The organism is Streptomyces sp. SID8352 (genome assembly GCF_009862265.1).
GTDB lineage: Bacteria > Actinomycetota > Actinomycetes > Streptomycetales > Streptomycetaceae > Streptomyces.
In genome coordinates this window covers 1-17,053 of record NZ_WWGX01000018.1, presented here as the reverse complement: position 1 = coordinate 17,053, position 17,053 = coordinate 1, and the positions used below count along the sequence as shown (strand labels likewise).

Sequence of the window (17,053 nt, the reverse complement as noted above, 5' to 3'; positions counted from 1 at the left end):
CCCCGTCGCGGCGGGGCCGCTCCACGTGGGCCGGCCCGCCCCACGCGCCCCGGGAATTGCGTCGGCGCCCGCCCCGCTGGATGCGGGACGGGCGCGTTGTTCAGCGGCGGTTCAAACGGCGCTGGTAGAGGCGGCTCCCCACGACGAGGACCACCACCACCGCCCACACGATCAACCACCCGCCAGCGGGACGGCCGAGTGCGGCCGCCACCGCCAGCGCGACGCCTCCGATGGCGGTAGCGACCACGTCGATGTACCGGACGAGGACCATGTCTGGCTTCTTCCTGCTCTCACTGACTGTCTGGCTGATCTTGGATGAGGCCGTGCGGGCCCCTTGTGCACCTAGTTGCAAAATCGTGGATCATCCCCCATCCTGAGGGCAGTCCTGGCGTGCCCGAAAACAAAAGCCGCTGACACGGCATCATGACCCCCGTATCTCACATCCCAGGGGGGAACATGAGCCACACACCGCAGCGGAACCCGCGCGCCGAGAAGGCCGGGAAGAAGATCCTCCTCTTCGGCTGCCTGCCCGTCTTCATCCTCCTCGTCGCACTCATCGCCCTCGGCAGTGCCCTGGACGGCGACGACGACAAGGCCGACACCAAGCCCGCCGCCAAGGCCCCGCCGTACAAGGTCACCCAGCAGGACGACGACGGCAACCAGCGCACCGTCCGCGTCGAGGTAGACAGCACCACCGGCCTGCGCCAGGTGTTCGACGACGTGGCCGCCAAGCTCACCGACGAGGCTGGGTGGTTCGTCCAGATCAACTGCTCCACGGGCGGCACCGAGAAGGTCGACAACCGGCTCGCCAACGGTCGCAAGGCTGTTGGTCGGATCGGCGCCGCGACCACCGGACTGAAGGACGGCGACATCGAGTTCGCCACCGTCGACGGCCGGAGCTGCCCCGCCGCTACCTGACCCCACCCGCATCCAGGCCCGGCCGGCACTCTCGGCCGGGCCTTCGCATGTCCAGGGAGGTGACCGTGGCCGCCGCGAACCAGCACACCAACCCCGTCACGGACCACGAGATCGCCGAGATCCGCCGCCTCCACGGTGAAGGGCTGGGACGGAACGAGATCGCCCGCGAGATCGGCCGCAGCCTCCGCACCGTCAGCGTCTACGCCGCCGAGATGGGCCTCGGCTTCGACCGATCCAAGACCGCAGCAGCCACGGAGGCCAAGATGCAGGACGCCAAGGCGCGCCGAGCAGCCATCATCCAGGGCCTCTACGACGTCGCGGAAGACGAACTCGCCTACCTCAAGAACACCGACGGGTATCAACTCGTCGAGGTCTCCCTGGGCAAGCCGGTCAAGTACACCGTCGACCGGCTGCCCGCACAGGACCGCAAGGCCCTCGTCTCCAGCGTCAGCACCGCCACATCCGCCGCGGCCCGCCTCGAAGCCCTGGACACGAACAACGGCATCGACGACGGCGTCAGCATGCTCGGCAAGCTCGCCTCCGGACTCAGCGCGGCATACACCGCGATGACCGAGGAGGGCAGCAGCGAGGGGGCGGGTGATGCTCCGTGACCTCGGCCTGCCGCTCTCCCGCGCGCAGATCCGGTCAATCGTCGAGGCGCAGGCTGCCCCGATCGCTCTCTGGTCAGGAGCGGTGTCCAGCGGCAAGACGATCGCCTCGCTGATCGCCTTCCTGCTGCGCCTGATCGCCGCCCCGGATCACGGGCTGATCGTCATCATCGGCCGGACGCTACAGACCATCGAGCGGAACCTCATCGACCCGCTCCAGTCGAGGCACCTGTTCGGCCCGCTCGCGCAGCACGTACACCACACCACCGGCTCGACCACGGCCACGATCCTCGGTCGGACCGTGCACCTGATCGGCGCCTCGGACTCGCGAGCTGAGGGCCGCATCCGCGGCTCCACGATCGCTCTCGCCTACGTCGACGAAGCGACGCTCGTGCCGTACGAGTTCTGGATGATGCTGCTGTCCCGACTCCGTGTCGGTGATCAGTCTCGGCTGCTGGCCACGACGAACCCGGACGGCCCGTTCCACTGGCTGCGGCGGGAGTTCATCCTCCGGGCCCCGAAGGTCGGGCTGACGCACTGGCACTTCACCCTGGACGACAATCCGAGCCTCGCTCCGAGCATGGTCGCCCGGCTGAAGGCGCAGTACACGGGGCTCTGGTACCGCCGGTTCATCCTCGGGGACTGGTGCTTGGCGGCCGGCGCGGTTTACGAGATGTTCGACGCTGAGCAGCACATCGTGAAGACCCTGCCCAGGATCGAGCGGTGGCTGTGCGACGCGATCGACTACGGCACGGTCAACCCCTACGCCGACTTGCTGATCGGGGTCGGCGCAGACCGGCGGTTGTACGTCGTCTCGGAGTACCGGCACGACTCGCGGCGGGCACGACGGCAGCTCACGGACTCGGAGTACTCGCGGGCGCGGCGGGCGTGGCTCGCGCGGGTGCCGCAGCCGGAGACGACCGCGGTCGGCGTGCACCCGGAGTGGACGGTCGTGGACCCGTCCGCGTCGTCGTACATCGAGCAGTTGCACCGCGACGGGGTGTCCGGCGTGACGGCCGCGGACAACAGCGTGCTGGACGGGATCCGCACGGTGTCCTCCCTGTTCTCGACCGGGGATCTCCTCGTGCACGAGTCCGCGCAGGGCCTGATCGACGAACTGCTCGGCTACTCCTGGGACGACGGGGCGGCCGAGCGGGGCGAGGACAAGCCGATCAAGGAGAACGACCACTCGTGCGACGCCTTGAGGTACGGCGTCCGCACGACCGAGGCCCTGTGGCGGCCGTACCTACCGACCCGGCTGGAGGTGGCCGCGTGATGCCCAGCGGCCCCGAGGAACCGATCACCCCGGACGCCGCGATCCAGAACGCGGCCCGGCTGCTGCGCGCCGCCGAACTGGAGGGCGTCTGATGACCGCAGAGATCAGCCTGCCCGTGTACGTCCGCGTCGGCGGCGTCGAGGCCCGCTGGGGCGAACTCACCTTCGACGCCGACGGCAGCGAGATCCGAGAGCGGGACACGCGGCGCGCGCTCGCGACGTTCCTGCGGGCCGCCGCTGACCACCTGGAGAACGCGCCCGAGGACGACGAGGAGGTGCCGGATGCCGCTGCCCACGGGTGATACCGCCTGGCCGCCCCCGCACCTCAGCCCCGCCCTCACCGCCATGCACACCTGGGACACCTGGTGGTCCGGCGACCCCGACCGCCTGGAGCAGCTCTACGGCGGCAGCACCGGCGGCGCCCCCGACCCCAAGCGCGCGCAGTACGCCGGCGGCGCCCTCGGCCGTTTCGCCCGCTGGTGGTGGGGCAGCCCGACCGCCCCGGGCGAGCGCCGCACCAAGCTCCACGTGCCCGTCGCCGGGGACCTCTGCGGCGGGTCGGCCGACCTGCTGTTCTCGGAGCCGCCTCGGTTCACCGTCGCCGACCCCACGACGCAGGCCCGGCTCGACACCCTCGCCGACGACGGCCTGCTCGCCACCCTCCAGACCGCCGCCGAGATCGGTGCCGCCCTCGGCGGGATCTACCTGCGGCCGGTGTACGACAAGGACATCGCTGACCGGGCCTGGGTCACCGCCGAGCACGCCGACCGCGCGCTGCCCGAGTTCACCTGGGGCAGGCTGTCCGCGGTCACGTTCTGGCGGATCGTCCGCGAGGAGGACGGCCAGGTCTGGCGGCACCTTCAGCGGCACGAGCGGGGCCGCATCCTGCACGGCCTGTACCAGGGCACCAAGGACAACCTCGGCCGTCCCGTGCCGCTGGAGGACAGCGAGGCCACGGCCGGGCACGCGAAGACGGTCGATGACGAAGGCGCCGTGGCCACCGGCTACGACACCGGGCTCGACGTTGTCTACATCCCCAACCAGACCTCCCGCCGCTGGCGCTGCCACCCCAAACTCAAGGACTGGGGCCGCAGCGACTTGGACGGCGTCGAGCCCCTCATGGACGCCCTGGACGAGACCTACAGCTCGTGGATGCGGGACATCCGGCTCGGCAAGGGCCGCATCGTCGTCCCGGAGACGTACCTCCAGTCCAACGGGCCCGGCCGCGGCGCAAGCTGGAACCCTGATCAAGAGGCGTTCGCCGGGGTCAGCGTCCTCCGCAACAACGATGGCCTCGCCCTGACCGTGGCCCAGTTCGCCATCCGCGTCCAAGAGCACAAGGACACGGCCGAAGACCTGGTCAACCAGATCCTCCGCAGCGCCGGGTACAGCGGGCAGACCTTCGGCATCGGCGGCGACGTGGCCGTCACAGCCACGGAGGTCACCGCCCGCGAGCGGCGCTCGATGACGACCCGCGGGCGGAAGGTGCTGCGCTGGCGTCCGGCGCTCGCGCATCTGGTGGAGGCGCTGCTCGCCGTCGACGCCTACGCCTTCGGCGGCGGAACCGTTCCGCAGCGGCCGACGGTGGAGTTCGAGGACTCCGTGCAGGAGGACCCGCTGGCCCTGGCGAACACGGCGGACGTGCTCAGGCGCGCGGAGGCAGCGAGCACGGACACGCTGGTGCGGATGGTCCACCCGGAGTGGGACGACGACCAGGTGGCCGCCGAGGTGCAGCGGATCCAGGTCGAGGCAGGAACGGCGGTACCGGACCCGATGCAGACCGGCGACCTGCCGTAGAAGGGGGGTGACCGCCGGTGCCCGTCTCTCCAGCGATGGCCGAAGACCTCGCCGCGGCGGTCGCCGACCTGTACGAGGCCGCCGAGGGTGTGCTCATCGAACGCATCCGTCGCGCCCTCGCCGAGGGCCTCGACTCCCCGGTGTGGGCGGAGATGAAGCTGGCCGCCGTGGGCAACCTCCAGACGGCCATCAGCGAGGTGATCGCCGCGCTACAGGCCGACGCCTCCGGGGCGATCAGCCAGGCCGTCGCGGAGGCGTACGAGCGCGGACAGCAGGCGGCGGTCGCCGAGCTGGGCGCGCTCGGCACGGGCCAGGCGGCCGCGGCTGCGGAGACCCTGCCAACGGCGCCGGTCGTGGACCGGCTCGCCGCCGCGGTCGTGGACGACGTCCGACCGGTGCATCTGCGGATGCTGCGGCAGAGCATGGACGCCTACCGGGAAGTCATCACGCGGGCGGCCGCGGCTCCGGTGCTCGGGGCGCAGACGCGGCGGCAGGCGGCACAGTCGGCGCTCGATCAGTTTGCTGCTCGGGGCATCACGGGGTTCGTGGACTCGGCCGGACGGTCGTGGGAGCTGCGCTCGTACACGGAGATGGCCACGCGGTCGGCGTGCGGCCGGGCGGCGCTGGAGGCGCACACGGACCGGCTGGGCGCGGCGGGTGTGGATCTGGTGCTGGTGTCGCAGGCGCCGGAAGAGTGCAAGCTGTGCAGGCCGTGGGAGCGGAAGGTGCTGGCCCGCTCGGGCGCGCCTGGGGCGCGCGAGGTGCAGGTGGAGCACAGCACCGAGGACGGCGAGATGGTCACCGTGGCGGTGGCTGGGTCGCTGGATGAGGCGCGGTCGGCGGGGCTCCAGCATCCGAACTGCCGCCACACGGTCTCGGCCTACCTGCCGGGCGTCACGCAGATCCCGGCCCGGCAGCCCTCGCGGGGGACGTACGAGGATTCGCAGCGGCAGCGGTACCTGGAGCGGCAGATCCGGAAGTGGAAACGGCTGGAGGCCGCTGCTCTGGATGAGGCGCAGCGGAGGGCCGCGCGGGCGCGGGTGCGGGCGTATCAGGGGCGGGTGCGTGAGCTGGTCGCGGAGACCGGGTTGCCCCGGAAGAGTCACCGCGAGCAGCTCACGACCGCGCGGTAGGTCAGCGGCGGCCTCGCGTTGAGAGAACGTAGCTACCCAGGCTGTAGTTGTCTCCTTCCTTGTTCTCGCGCGGGGCACTGTCGTTCAGGATTACGTAGGCCTCCGCCAGGTTTCGCGCAGTTTCGCCGCTGCCTGATTCCGCAGCACGAATGACGCCTTCGAGAAGGGCCGTTCGGGCCTGGTCTGCGAGCTCCCGCTCGCTGGTGCTCTCACTCATGAGCAGACCGTAGCGCCGAATGCACGGGGCGTTCCCCATGTCTCCTGTATCGGTTGCAGGGCCGCAGTCTTCCGCCCGCCGGGAGCGGGCCGGATCGCACAACCCCGCCAGGCGCGGGGCCGAACATCCCGACGCGCACCAGGAGTGCACGCATGCAGAAGCGAACCCTCCCCAGGCTGGCCGGTGCTGGCTGGGCACACCCCTACCCCAAGGGCCCTTTCGACCCGTGGCTGTACGCCGACGGCGGGGACGGAGACGACTCCGGATCCGGCAGCGACGACAGCGGTGACGACACGGGCGCGGACGGCGCCGGGGACGACGACGCCGGCGGGACCGGCGACGACACCGGGGCCGACGACGAGGGCAAGGGCGAGAAGCCCAAGCCGCGCGCGCCTGCCAAGAAGGACGGCGAGGACCCGGCCGCGACGATCGCCCGGCTCCAGAAGGAGCTGAAGACAGCGAACGGCGAGGCCGCGAAGGCGCGCACGACCGCGAAGAAGGCGGCGGCCGACGAGGCCCGCACGGAGATCGTGCAGGAACTCGGCAAGGCCCTCGGCCTGATCAAGGACGACAAGGACACGCCGCCAGACCCGGCCGCGCTGACCGCGCAGATCGAGAAGGCGACCGCTGCGCACCGCGAGACCGCGGTGGAGCTGGCGATCTACCGGAGTGCGGGCAAGCACGGTGCGGACCCGGACGCGCTCACGGACTCGCGGGCGTTCCTGTCGTCGATCAGGGATCTCGACCCGTCCGACGAGGGGTTCGCGAAGGCCGTGTCCGCCGCCATCAAGACGGCGGTCGCGGACAACCCCAAGCTCAAGACGCAGGGCCAGGCGCCCGCGCGCACCAGCAGCGACTTCTCCGGCAGTACGGAGAAGCCCCAGGCGAAGACCGGCATTGAGGCCCAGCGCGAAGCCCTCCGCAAGGGCCGGCGCTGACCTCCTCTCCAGACCCGACAGGAGGCCCCCGTGGCCAACAACTTCCTCACCCCCGACCTCATCGCGCAGCGGGCGCTCGCCACCCTGTACGAGACCGCCGTCATGGCGCAGCTCGTCCACCGCGACTACGAAGGCGACTTCCAGGGCCGCCAGGGCGACACCATCACCGTCCGCAAGCCGGCCACCTTCACGGCCTCCGACTTCAACCGGACCACCGGCATCGTTCCGCAGGACGCCACCGAGTCCGGCATCGCGGTCTCCCTCAACCACCTCGCGGACGTCTCCGCGACGGTCACGACCGAGCAGCTCACCCTGGACATCCAGGACTTCGGGAAGCAGCTCCTCGACCCGATGATGAAGGCCATCGCACAGAAGATCGACCGCGATCTCCTCGCACTGCGCGCCGACATCGTCCAGGAAGCGGGCGCCGTCACCGAGAACGCCGGCGGCGAGAACTACCAGTACCCGGGCGGCAAGTACCCCTGGTCGGACTCGCGCGTGCTGATCGAGGCCGGGCAGATCCTCGACACCCGCAACGTCCCCCTCGACGAGCGGCACGCCGTCGTCGGACCGCGCACCAAGGCGCGGTGGATGGCGGAGAGGATCTGGCGGGCGGCGGATCAGCGAGGCGACACGGTCGGTCTGCGCCAGGCCCAGTTCGGCGGGAACGCGTCCGGGTTCGACCCGTACATGACGCAGAACATCGCTGGCCCTGCGGCCGTTCCGGGCACCGGCCAGCCGACGACCGAGGAGAGCCTTGCGTTCCACAAGACCGCGTTCGCGCTGGTCACCCGAACCCTGGAGCTTCCGCCGGGCGCGCAGGACGCCGTGATCATGAACTACGAGGGGTTCGCCCTGCGCGTGGTCTACGACTACGACATCAAGTACAAGCAGACCGTCGTCTCGGTCGACTGCCTGTACGGCACGAAGACCCTCGACGCGAACCGCGCGGTGCTGCTGAAGGGGGCTGACGCCACGTGATCCGCTACCGGAACGCAAACACGGACGACATCGTCGAGCGAGCCCACCCGGACGCCCGGCTGGAGATGCTCCCGAACTGGGAGCGCCTCCAGCCGGATGACGCCACGGGCCCGCCGCAGGAGTCGTCGGGCGGAGAGGGCGGCCGGGGGCCGGGGGCCGAGCGTCCGGCCCGCTCCGCGCCCAAGGCGGCCTGGCAGGAGTACGCCCGCACCGTCGCCAGCGACTCCGATGAGGAGGCCGCGGTCGAGGACCTCACCAAGGACGACCTGGTCGAGCGGTACGGGGCCCCTCCGCCCTCGTAGCCGACCGGCCTGCACCAGGGGGCGCCCCGAAACGGACGCCCCTCTGGCCCACGCTCTGCAAGGGAGGCGCTGGTGCACACCTACGCGACGGCCGCGGATCTGGCCGCCTACCTCGGCACGGATCCGCCCGAGGACGCCGAGCGGCTCCTGGCGGCCGCGTCCCGGATGCTCGACGCCCGGGTCTTGGCCTACTGCCGCTACGACGTCGACACGGCGGGGATGCCCGCCGACCCGGACGTCGCCACCGCGATCGGCCGGGCGGTGTGCGCCCAGGCGGCCTGGTGGGGGGAGGTCGGGGACAGCACGGGCGCAGCCGGGGCGGGGTACGGGTCGGTGTCGATCGGGTCGGTGAACCTCGGCCGATCGGCCTCGGTGTCCGGGGACGACTCGGCGGCGCGGCAGCTCGCCCCGCAGGTCGGGGACGAGCTACGCGCCCCGCACCTGCACGACAAGCTCCTCATCGGCGCGGTGGCGGTGGGCTGGTGAGCAGCATCCCCGGCTGGCTGCTCCGCCACCGCATCACCATCGAGCCCCACCTCGGGGACTCCAGCACCGGCCCCCTGTACGGACCCCCGATGGTGGTGAAGGCGTTCGTGGACGAGCAGACCCGCGCGGTCGTCGCCCCGGGCGGCGAGCAGGTCACGTCCTCCTCGACCGCCTACACGGCGCCGGGCATCAGCGTGCCGCCGCTGTCCCGGGTCACGCTCCCGTCCGGCCGCGTCACCACGGTCATCGCCTGCCTGGCCCGCGACGGCGGGGGCCTGCCGACCCCGGACCACGTGGAGATCCAACTCCAGTAGGGAGGCCACCGTGCCGCAGCGATTCCGCCTGGACTACGACGGCGACGCGGTCGCGCGGCACCTCCGCGCCGCCGCCGCCCGCGGGCTCCTCCTCGGCGTTGAGCACGTCCTCACCGAGTCCCAGGCCCTCGTCCCGATCGACGAGGGCGCCCTTCAGAACACCGGCACCGCCGCCGTCGACGAGGGCACGCTGACCGGCGCGGTGTCCTACGACGGGCCGTACGCCGTCCGTCAGCACGAGGAGCTGACCTGGCAGCACGCGCCGGGACGGCAGGCGAAGTACCTGGAGCAGCCGCTCAACGCGTCCCGCTCGCAGGTCCGGGCGCTGCTCGCCGCTCAGCTCCGGCGGGCGCTGCGGTGAGCGGGGCCTCGCACGATGCCGACCTGTTGGTCGGTGTCGCCGAGCTGCTCGCGGCGGAGGGCGCCGGCGTCTACTCGCCGGATGCGCCGCTGCCCGCCGGCGGGACGGGGATCGTGCTGGGCCCGGTGCCGGACGGCCCGGACCGGGCGCTCGGGCTGACGCCATACCCGGTCGCGGACGACGACTCCACGGACTCGGTGTCCGGTCTCCAGGTGCGGATGCGCTGGGGGACGGACGTGGCCGGGCTGGTTCAGCTCGCGGACACGGTGTTCGCCGTCCTGCACAACCGCCGCTCGTATCGAGCGCGCGGGGTGTGGGTGGAGGTGTCCTGGCGGCAGTCGCAGGCGTGGATCGGCCAGGACGCGCGCGGCCGGATGGAGCTGACCGGCAACTACTACTTCCGGACCGTGCGGTCCGGGCCCCACCTGATCGACTAGGAGGACCGCATGTCCACACCCCCTGAGACCCCGACGACAGAGACCGAGCTGGCCCGCGAGTGGCGGCTGGAGATCAACGTCGGGACCGACGAGACCCCGGACTGGAAGCTCTGCCCCGGCATCCGGAGCTTCCAGCCCGCGTCGGAGCCGAACATCGAGGACAGCTCGGACTACGACGGCGACGGCTGGGCCGGGAACGAGAAGACCGGCCAGGCGTGGGAGGTTTCCTGCACGATCCGCCGCAAGGCCAACAAGACGGCGAAGACCTACCACCCCGTCCACGAGGCCATCCGTCTGGCGCACTTCGCGTACAACGACGCCAACAAGGTCCACCTGCGGTACATGAACCGGTCCGGCCTGCCGGAGGCCTACGAGGGCCGCGCGATTCCGAACTGGCAGCCCCAGGGCGGCGAGTACACCTCCCTCGGCGAGGTGGAAATCACCTTCACCGGCGACGGGCCGCTCACTCCGATCGCCAACCCGCTCACCCCGGAAACGCCCTGATGGCCGACTTCGAGGCGCTCGACGCCTTCCTCGACGACCACCTCGACCTCCCCGTCCAGGGCCGCGACGGACAGACCCGCATCTACCGGATCGCCGACCCGTCCGCCGAGGACGGCATCCGGATCGAACGGATCACCACGCTCGCGGCCCGGCTCGCCGCCGGCGGGGAGGCCCCGGACACTCCGGTGCTGGACGACGACGAGGAGCGGGACCTGTACCGCATGTGCCTCGGCGACGCCTACGACGACCTGCTCGCGGATGTGTCCTGGGGCCGGTTCAAGCATGTCGCGCTCACGGCTATGTTCTGGGTCACGACCGACCGCGAGACCGCCGCCCAGTTCTGGCAGACAGGCCACCTGGGAAAAGCGAACCGGGCGGCCCGGAGAGCGCAGCAGAAGCACGGCACCTCGGCGTCGGCCGGGGAGAGTACGACCCGGTCACCGGCCTCTACGAGTGGTACGAGGGCGGGCTCCCGACGGCGCGGCAGTCGCGGTCGCTCGCGGGCCTGACCTGGGACCGGCTCCTCGCCCAGTGGCCGCTCATCGAGGCCGACCTCCACCAGGTGTACGGGATCGACGTGGAGGACGGGGTGCTTCAGCGTCGCACCTGGCGCTGGCTCCAGGTCCGCGTCCTCGGTCTGCTCTCCGCCGAGACCCGCCTGCACCGGCACTTCGCACCGCCCCCTGAGGACCCGAAGACCCGCTCTCTCCGCAGGAGGTGATGCGCCGTGGCGCTGACCGTCGGCGAACTGACCGCGCTGTTGACCGTCGACGATCGCGCTGTCCGGCCCGCGCTGCGCCGCGCCGAGAACGCCCTCCGGGACGCCGGAGACCAGATGGCCGACGACGCCGAGGACGCAGGCGAGCGGGCAGGGGATGCCCTCGGCGGCGGATTCGTCCGGGGCGCGGACAGCCAGTGGCGGAACATGCGCGGTGAACTGGTCGACGCGGTCACGGCCGCCGCGCTGGAGGCCGAGGCCGAGGCGCACCGGGCCGGGCAGCGCGCTGGGCAGCGGCTCGGCGACGGTCTCGGGGACGCCGCGACCCGGGCCGCCCGGCAGGCTGGGGACGACGCCGGAGACGCAGCCGGAGACGGCCTGGCCGACTCCGGAGGACCGGCCGCCGACGCCGCCGGGGAAACCATGGGGCAGCGGCTCGGCGCCCGGCTCAAGATGGCCGCCGCCGGGGCCGGGCTCGCGGCGGGCGCCGTGCTGATGAGCGGGATGCAGCAGGCGCTCGACCAGTCGCAGATCACCGCGCGGCTCGGCGCGCAGCTCGGCACGACGCCCGCGGTGGCGCAGAAGTACGGCCGGGTGGCGGGGCAGCTCTTCAAGGACGCGGTGGTCACCGACTTCCAGGAGGGCGCCGACGCGATCAAGGCAATCGCTGGCTCGGGGCTGCTGCCTCCGAAGGCCACGGCCAAGCAGATCAAGTCCTTGGCGACGAACGCGGCCGACCTCGCCTCCACTTTCGAAATCGATGTGTCTCTGGCTGCGCAGGCAGCCGGGTCCGCGGTGAAGAACGGCCTCGCCAAGGACTCCCGCGAGGCGTTCGACCTGCTGGCCAAGGGCATGACCGGACTGGGCCCCGCAGGCGAGGACCTCGCCGAGACCTTCCGTGAGTACGGGCCGATCTTCCAGTCCGCCGGCCTGTCCGGCCAGACGGCGCTGGGCCTGATCCGGCAGGGCGTCGAGGGCGGCTGGGTCCAGGACACGGACAAGATCGCGGACGCTTTCAAGGAGCTGAACCTCCGGGCGACGGAGGGCTCCAAGGGCGTGCAGGATGCGCTGAAGGATCTGGGTCTGCCTGCGAAGCAGATCGGCGACGACATGGCCGCCGGGGGCAAGAAGGGCGAGGCCGCGATGGGCCTCATCCTCGACAAGCTGCGGGAGCTGGGCCCGAACACCCAGGAAGCGAAGCAGATCGTCTCCACCTTGTTCGGCGGGCCGGGCGAGGATCTCGGGGCGGCTCTGTTCGCGCTCGACGTGGACAAGGCGTCGGCCGCGATGGGTGGAGCGAAGGGCGCCGCGGACGATCTGGGAACGGGCCTGCGGGACAACGCCGGCGCCAAGGTGATGGCGTTCAAGCAGACCCTTCAGCAGGGGCTGGTCGACTTCCTCGGCACCAGCGTGATCCCTCGCCTGAGCACATTCTTCGGCTTCGTCCGGGACAACTCCGGCGTGTTCAGCGCAGCGGCGGTGGGCGTCCTCGCGCTCGGCGGCGCGTTCTCGATCGCCGCGATCGGCGTGTGGGCGATGAATTCGGCGATGCTCGCCAACCCCATGTTCTGGATCATCGCCGGGATCGCGGTGGCTCTCGCCGGGCTGGTGCTTCTGGTCGTCACCTACTGGGACCAGATCAAGTCGGCCACCGGCACGGCCTGGGACTGGGTCGTGGCCAAGCTGACCTGGGCGAAGGACGGGGCCCTGGCCGTGATCGCCTACCTGGCGGCCATCCCGGGCATGGTGTCCGGGTACTTCGGCCAGGCGAAGGACCGGGCAGTCGCCAAGAGCCTTGAGCTGGTGGCCTGGCTGACCGGGCTGCCGGGGCGGGTGACCGGCGCGATCAGCGGCCTGGGCTCGCAGCTCGCTGCCGCGGCGTCCCGGCACTGGCAGCAGTTCAAGGACGGCAGCACCCGCAAGGCCGGGGAACTGGTGACGTGGCTGACCGGGCTGCCGGGCCGCATGGCCACCGCGGTCGGTGACCTGACCCAACTCCTCTACAGCAAGGGCGCGGACGTAGTCCGCGGCCTCTGGAACGGGATCAAGTCCATGGGCGGGTGGCTCAAGGAGACCCTGGTCGGGTGGGCCACGTCGGTCATCCCGGGCCCGATCGCGAAGGCGTTGAAGATCGCGTCGCCTTCGAAGGTCACCAAGGCGCAGGGCCGGTGGATTGCCCGGGGTCTGGTGGAGGGCATGACCGGCTCGTCGAGGCAGGTCAAGGCGGCGTCCGCGAAGTTGGCGGACATCATCGCGGACGGCCTGGCGCCCGGGAAGAAGCGGGCCAAGCTCCTCGGCCGGGTGTCGGCGGACACGAAGCGGCTGCTGGCGCTGGCCAGCCAGGAGGAGCGGGTCGCGGCCCGGCTGAAGACGGCATCGGCTCGCCTGTCCGATCTGATCAAGGACCGGGACAAGCTGGCCGACTCGGTGAAGAGCGGCATCCTCGGCTCGGCGGACATCACCCGGCAGGCCGGGAGCCGGGGCCCCGCCGCGGTCCTCGCGCGTCTTCAGCGGGACCGGAAGGCGGCGGAGGCGTTCGCGAAGAGCCTCACGGCCCTCCGTATGAAGGGAGTCCGGTCCGATCTGATCTCGCAGATCGCGCAGGCCGGAGTCGACCAGGGGGCCGCGGTCGCCGCGTCGCTCGCGTCGGCCACGCCGGCGCAGATCAAGGCCATCAACAAGGAGCAGGCCGCACTGGTATCGGCGGCCGGCAAGGCGGGCGGGGCAGCTGGGGACGCCATGTACGCGGCGGGTATCCAGGCCGCGCGTGGGCTCGTCGCCGGGCTCCAGAAGGAGCAGAAGAGCATCGAGGCGCAGATGCTCCGGATCGCCAAGAGCATGACGAAGGCGGTCAAGAAGGCCCTCGGCATCAAGTCGCCCAGCAGGGTGATGGCCCGGCTCGGTGCATTCACCGCGCAGGGGCTCGTCCGGGGGATCGAGGGCGAGCGGCGGGCCGTGGACCGGACGATGGCGGGCCTTGTGTCGACGCCAGCGCCGGTGGACTGGGCCATGGCCCGGGGCCGGGACGGCGGCCGTGGGGGGCAGGTGGACCGCAGGTCGTACACGACTCAGAACACCTATCACCTGACACAGCGGGAGATGACGGTCCGCGACCTGGAGACGTTGCAGCGCCGCCAGGACGCGCGGGCCCGGGTAGGGAGGCCACGGTAGATGCCGCTCATTGCACCGGCGGTGGAGCCGGAGACCCCGGACCCGTCCACGCCACCGCCCAGCTCCGGCGGGATCGTCCTGCCGGAGCTGGGTAGGGCCACCGTGACCTACTACGACCCGACAGGACAGGCGTGGCCGCTGACGAAGCGGTCCCTCGGCTGGCGAACTCTCGCTGAGGGTGTGTCGGGGCTGGGCGCAGCGCCGTACGAACTGACGAAAGACCCGCACCCGCGTGGGGGTGTGCGGGTGCGGCATGTGCAGGCGCAGGAGCGGTCGATCGTCTGGCCGCTCCGGGTGACCGGCCGGACTCATCTCGACTTCGTCGGGAACTGGCGGGCTCTCGCATCCGCGTTCACGCGGACCCTGCGTGACGGGCCCGGCGTTCTGGAGATCGCCCGGCCGGACGGCAGCCGACGCCGGATCAGCGTGGTCTACCAGGACGGGTGGGAGGGGCTGGGGTCGTACGGCTCGGGCTGGATTGCGGACACGGCGGTCATGACGCTGCTGGCGGAGGACCCGTACTGGTCGGACGCGGAGCCGGTGACCGTGCACCGCGAGCAGGGAGCGGGCGTCGACTTCCTCGTGCCGTATCCCTCGGTCTCGTCCAGCCAGGTGCTCGGGGCTACGACGGTCCGGAACCCAGGCGACGTGACGGTGTGGCCCACGTGGCAGATCACGGGGCCCGCCAGTTCGATCACGTTCTCACGGACCGACACCAGCGAGTCCTTCACCCTCGACCCGGGCGCCCCCGAGGTGGGCCACGGTGACCTCCTGGCCGGGCAGACGGTCACCGTCCGGACGGACCCTGTGCAGGTCCGCTACCAGGACGGCGCCAACTGGATCGGCGCCTTGGACTGGCCGATGGCAGTCCTCTGGGGGCTCGCCCCGGGAGACAACCCGGTGCGGTTCCAGCTCGATGGGGCCGGGCCGGGGAGCGCCGTTGACCTGGTCTTCCATCCGCGTTACGAGACAGCCTGAGGGGGGATCTTGGCGATTCAGCTCCTCGTCACGAACTCGGCTCTCCAGATCCAGGGCGACCCGCTCGCGGAGTGGTCTGGGCTGGAGGTCACGCAGGCCTTCAACGAACCCGGCTCCGGCAGTGTCGACCTCGTCGCGTACCCGTACGTCATGGCCCAGCTCCAGCCCGGGAACCGGCTCGTCGTCCTCCGGGACGGCGCGTACTGGATGGGCGGGCCGATGGAGATTCCGACCGACTTCTCCTGGGGGATCGCCGGAGAGGGCGAAGCCCCGCCGGGCAAGGTCACCGTCTCCTTCTCCGACGACCTGGCCCGGCTGGCCGGGTACCTGACGTGGCCCGCTCCCGCTTCGGCGTGGTCGGCGCAGCCCGCGACGGCCCGGAAGATCGGCCCGTCGAGCGCCGAGACGATCATCCGCACGCTGGTCGGCGAGACCTGCGGACCGAGCGCGCGCACGGACCGCCGCATCCCCGCTCTCACGCTCGGTACGGCGGCCGGGGTGGGGACCAGCGTGAGCGTCCAGACCCGCTTTGAGCGGCTCCTGGACGTGTGCCGCCGCGTCGCCACGGACGGCGGCGGGCTGGGCTTCCGCTGCCGCCAGGCCGGGGGGCAGATCCGCTTCGAGGTGTACGCGCCGGTGGACCGCACGAGCACGGCGCGCTTCTCGGAAGGGCTGGGCAACCTCCGCGCCGTCAGCTTCAAGCGGTCCGCGCCGACCGTGACGCATGCCCTCGTGACGGGCTCGGAGCAGGCCTTCCCCCGCCCGTACGTGGAGGTCGCCGACACGGCGGCCGCGGCGGCCTGGTGGCGGGTGGAGCAGCTCATCGACTCCAACGCCGACTCCAACGACGACGGCACGCTCACGCAGGAAGGCAGACAGGCGCTCGCGGAGGGCGCGGCTCCGGTGGAGCTGTCCACCGTGACGGTCGACACGGAAGACCTTCAGGCCAGCCGCGACTTCACGCTCGGAGACCGGGTCACGGTGGCCCTGCCGACCGGGCTGGAGATCACCGACCTCGTGCGGTCGATCACCCTGCGCGCCGAGCCCGACGGCGGCGAGCAGGTCACGTCCCTGATCGGCTCACCGGCCGCGACGACTGATCCGCAGATGACCCGCGTGGTGCGGGACCTGGGCCGCAGGCTCGGACGACTGGAATCGAGGTAGCTATGGCCCAGGACTCGTGGCCCAGCCCGGGGCACAACTCGCGTGCGGTGAGCGACGTTGAGTACGAGCAGCTTGCGAGGTTCTTCTCCGGGGCCGGGGTGTACGGGTCGCCCGCCGATCCGGCGGTGGTCCGGGCGGGGGTCGGCCTGACGGTGACGGTCCGGCCGGACGTCTTCGCGTCCGTGCACGGCCACTGCTGGACCTCGGGCACGACCGGCGACACGCTCGCGATCGACCCCAACACCAGCGGCCAGGCCCGCGTCGACCGGGTGATCCTGCGGCTGTCCCGCACGACCTGGACGGTGCGCGCGGTCGTGAAAAAGGGCACCCCGGGCGGCGGGCCACCGGCCCTGGCCACGGGCCCCGAGTTCCCGAACTACGAGACCCTGCTGGGGAACGTCACGGTCCCGCCGGGCGCTCTGTCGGTGACCGTGACGCGCGGTGAGCGGTACGTCGGCCGGACCATCCGAGTAGGAACGTCGACCGCCCAGACCAACCCGAACCCCGAGGTCGGGGACATCACGTGGGAGACCGACACCAAGCGGCTGCGGATCTACGACGGTGCCAAGACGATCACCCTCTACGAGGCTGCGGGCACGGTCATCGTGACCGCCCCTCAGTCCGGCTGGGCCGTGGAGGCGGACTCGGTCCTCGACTACGCGGCCGGGCAGGTCAATCTGCGGCTCGGAACCTTCCAGCGGACCGGCGGGGAGGTCGCGCCTGCGGCGGAGTCGCGGCTCCCGGTGCTGAT

At 71.5% G+C, this 17,053-nt stretch carries 22 protein-coding genes; 20 read left to right on the top strand and 2 right to left on the bottom strand.

All coding sequences use genetic code 11. The features are described 5' to 3' along the window. Window positions 1-100: 100 nt before the first annotated feature. Entirely contained in the window at window positions 101-352 is a 252-nt protein-coding gene (locus GTY84_RS04995) for a hypothetical protein (protein WP_161224871.1), read from the bottom strand. Between the two features lie 104 nt (window positions 353-456). Here GTY84_RS04995 and GTY84_RS04990 point away from each other — a divergent pair, with 104 nt between their 5' ends. The 6 genes from GTY84_RS04990 (at window position 457) to GTY84_RS04965 (ending at window position 5,731) form a co-directional block, all read left to right on the top strand. Then, entirely contained in the window at window positions 457-918 is a 462-nt protein-coding gene (locus GTY84_RS04990; RefSeq protein WP_161224870.1) for a hypothetical protein, read from the top strand. A gap of 65 nt (window positions 919-983) precedes the next feature. After that, entirely contained in the window at window positions 984-1,529 is a 546-nt protein-coding gene (locus GTY84_RS04985; protein WP_202549805.1) for a helix-turn-helix domain-containing protein, read from the top strand. Continuing rightward, a complete protein-coding gene (locus GTY84_RS04980) occupies window positions 1,519-2,802 on the top strand; it encodes a PBSX family phage terminase large subunit (protein WP_161224869.1) in 1,284 nt (427 codons plus the stop codon). Before GTY84_RS04985 ends, GTY84_RS04980 begins: the two co-directional genes overlap by 11 nt. A gap of 91 nt (window positions 2,803-2,893) precedes the next feature. Beyond that, entirely contained in the window at window positions 2,894-3,103 is a 210-nt protein-coding gene (locus tag GTY84_RS04975; protein WP_161224868.1) for a hypothetical protein, read from the top strand. Next, window positions 3,084-4,598 carry a phage portal protein gene (locus GTY84_RS04970; RefSeq protein WP_161224867.1) on the top strand — a complete coding sequence of 505 codons (1,515 nt, stop codon included), beginning with the start codon at window positions 3,084-3,086 and terminating at the stop codon, window positions 4,596-4,598. Before GTY84_RS04975 ends, GTY84_RS04970 begins: the two co-directional genes overlap by 20 nt. Before the next feature lie 17 nt (window positions 4,599-4,615). Next, entirely contained in the window at window positions 4,616-5,731 is a 1,116-nt protein-coding gene (locus GTY84_RS04965; RefSeq protein ID WP_161224866.1) for a phage minor capsid protein, read from the top strand. Between the two features lies 1 nt (window position 5,732). Here the strand turns inward: GTY84_RS04965 and GTY84_RS04960 are convergent, their stop codons facing one another. Continuing rightward, window positions 5,733-5,948, bottom strand: a complete 216-nt coding sequence (locus tag GTY84_RS04960; protein WP_161224865.1) for a hypothetical protein — start codon at window positions 5,946-5,948, stop codon at window positions 5,733-5,735. A 152-nt stretch (window positions 5,949-6,100) separates the two neighbouring features. On the opposite strand from GTY84_RS04960, the gene GTY84_RS04955 reads away from it, so the two are divergent. The 14 genes from GTY84_RS04955 to GTY84_RS04890 all read left to right on the top strand — a co-directional run. Continuing rightward, a complete protein-coding gene (locus GTY84_RS04955; RefSeq protein ID WP_161224864.1) occupies window positions 6,101-6,886 on the top strand; it encodes a hypothetical protein in 786 nt (261 codons plus the stop codon). 30 nt (window positions 6,887-6,916) lie between these two features. Then, window positions 6,917-7,867, top strand: coding sequence for a P22 phage major capsid protein family protein (locus GTY84_RS34505; RefSeq protein WP_161224863.1), 951 nt, complete (start codon window positions 6,917-6,919; stop codon window positions 7,865-7,867). Then, entirely contained in the window at window positions 7,864-8,169 is a 306-nt protein-coding gene (locus tag GTY84_RS04945; protein WP_161224862.1) for a hypothetical protein, read from the top strand. The genes GTY84_RS34505 and GTY84_RS04945 overlap by 4 nt, the downstream gene beginning before the upstream one ends. A gap of 72 nt (window positions 8,170-8,241) precedes the next feature. Next, window positions 8,242-8,655, top strand: a complete 414-nt coding sequence (locus GTY84_RS04940) for a hypothetical protein (protein ID WP_237532066.1) — start codon at window positions 8,242-8,244, stop codon at window positions 8,653-8,655. Further along, on the top strand, window positions 8,652-8,969 hold the full coding sequence (locus GTY84_RS04935) for a hypothetical protein (protein WP_161224861.1): 318 nt from the start codon (window positions 8,652-8,654) through the stop codon (window positions 8,967-8,969). The genes GTY84_RS04940 and GTY84_RS04935 overlap by 4 nt, the downstream gene beginning before the upstream one ends. A gap of 10 nt (window positions 8,970-8,979) precedes the next feature. Beyond that, entirely contained in the window at window positions 8,980-9,330 is a 351-nt protein-coding gene (locus tag GTY84_RS04930) for a minor capsid protein (RefSeq protein WP_161224860.1), read from the top strand. Beyond that, complete coding sequence (locus GTY84_RS04925) at window positions 9,327-9,767, top strand: minor capsid protein (protein ID WP_161224859.1); 441 nt, start codon at window positions 9,327-9,329, stop codon at window positions 9,765-9,767. Before GTY84_RS04930 ends, GTY84_RS04925 begins: the two co-directional genes overlap by 4 nt. A 9-nt stretch (window positions 9,768-9,776) precedes the next feature. Next, window positions 9,777-10,271, top strand: coding sequence for a hypothetical protein (locus GTY84_RS04920; protein WP_161224858.1), 495 nt, complete (start codon window positions 9,777-9,779; stop codon window positions 10,269-10,271). After that, the gene (locus GTY84_RS04915) at window positions 10,271-10,780 is read left to right on the top strand and encodes a hypothetical protein (RefSeq protein WP_161224857.1); all 510 of its coding nucleotides are present in this window, start codon (window positions 10,271-10,273) and stop codon (window positions 10,778-10,780) included. Before GTY84_RS04920 ends, GTY84_RS04915 begins: the two co-directional genes overlap by 1 nt. Before the next feature lie 80 nt (window positions 10,781-10,860). Continuing rightward, the gene (locus tag GTY84_RS34495; RefSeq protein ID WP_272919159.1) at window positions 10,861-10,992 is read left to right on the top strand and encodes a hypothetical protein; all 132 of its coding nucleotides are present in this window, start codon (window positions 10,861-10,863) and stop codon (window positions 10,990-10,992) included. 6 nt (window positions 10,993-10,998) lie between these two features. After that, window positions 10,999-14,160: a phage tail tape measure protein gene (locus GTY84_RS04905; RefSeq protein WP_161224856.1), complete on the top strand. Its 3,162-nt coding sequence runs from the start codon at window positions 10,999-11,001 to the stop codon at window positions 14,158-14,160. Next, the gene (locus tag GTY84_RS04900; protein WP_161224855.1) at window positions 14,161-15,138 is read left to right on the top strand and encodes a phage tail family protein; all 978 of its coding nucleotides are present in this window, start codon (window positions 14,161-14,163) and stop codon (window positions 15,136-15,138) included. A 9-nt stretch (window positions 15,139-15,147) separates the two neighbouring features. Next, window positions 15,148-16,302, top strand: coding sequence for a siphovirus ReqiPepy6 Gp37-like family protein (locus GTY84_RS04895; RefSeq protein ID WP_161224854.1), 1,155 nt, complete (start codon window positions 15,148-15,150; stop codon window positions 16,300-16,302). 47 nt (window positions 16,303-16,349) lie between these two features. Beyond that, a partial coding sequence (locus GTY84_RS04890) for a hypothetical protein (RefSeq protein WP_161224853.1) occupies window positions 16,350-17,053 on the top strand: 704 nt, incomplete at its 3' end.